Here is a 1,095-nt window from a genome sequence, read left to right as displayed (position 1 = left end):
TTCGGCGCCGGCTTTGCGGCCGCCTGCGGCGCGCTGTCCCAGCCGCCGGGCGGGGTCATGACGTTGACGGCATCGTCGGGCTGCGGCTCGGCGCTGAAGGTCTGGATGGCGAGCTTGGCGGCGGCGAGCGATTGCGAGTCGAGGCGCTTGGCGACGTCGTCGCGCTTGCCGGACGCATCCGTGTCGCCCTGCGCGGCTGCGAGGCTGAACCATTTGTAGGATTCGGCGAGGTTCTGCTCCACGCCGATGCCACGGGCATAGAGAATGCCGAGGTTGAACTGGCTGTCGGCGACGCCGCGATCGGCGGCCTTGCGGAACCACTGCGCCGCGCTCTTGTAATTGGCGCCGCGTCCGCCGCCATCGGCATCGAGCACCGCGAGATTGTGCATCGCCTTGGCGTTGCCGCGCTCGGCGGCCTGCGTGTAGTAGCGGCGGGCGATGTCGGCGTCCTTCTTCACGCCGAGGCCCTTCTCGTAGAGCGTGCCGAGGCGGAAGGTCGCGGGAACGACGCCGGCCTGCGCGGCGCGGTCGTACCATTTGGCGGCTTCGTCATAGTTCGTGGCGACGCCCTTGCCTTCCGCAAAGCGCATGCCGATCTCGTAGGCCGCCGTCGCATCGCCCTTCATCGCGGCGGTGCGCAAGGCGGGGCCGCCGATGGCCTCGGGCAGCTTCTCGCTCGGCGGCACCTGGATGAGACCGAGCTTGGCGCGGCTCGTGCCCGACAGCGCGCCGGTGACGTCGCTGGAGGCAGGCGGCGGGGCCGCGGCAGGCGCCGGCGGGATCTCGACCGAGGCCGAGTTGCCCGGAGTGGGAGCGGGCACTGGGGCGGCATTGTTCTGGGACTGCCGCCCGATCGGCGTCGGCGAGGTCATCGACGGCGTGATCTGCTCGGGCGCGGCTGGCTTGGTCTCGACCGGGGGCGGCGCCGGAGCGGGCGATATTGGGTCGCTCGGGACATTCTGCATCGCCTGCGGCGCCGGCGGGCTGCCGCCGTCGAGCAGGTTCATCGCCATCTTGAAGGTGCCCAGCACGATCACCACCACGCTCGCGCCGACCAGCAGCGAGCGGATCTTCGAGGTGATGGTCGAGCCGCCG

General features: G+C 71.0%; 1 protein-coding gene. It reads right to left on the bottom strand.

The features are described 5' to 3' along the window. The coding region (locus SE91_RS37955) for a tetratricopeptide repeat protein (protein WP_245318631.1) at positions 1–1,095 on the bottom strand (1,095 nt) is incomplete at both ends.

This window comes from Bradyrhizobium sp. DOA1 (genome assembly GCF_001593325.1).
Taxonomy (GTDB): Bacteria; Pseudomonadota; Alphaproteobacteria; order Rhizobiales; family Xanthobacteraceae; genus Bradyrhizobium.
The sequence above is the reverse complement of the archived record's forward strand: the minus strand, read 5'-3'. Positions and strand labels throughout refer to the sequence as shown.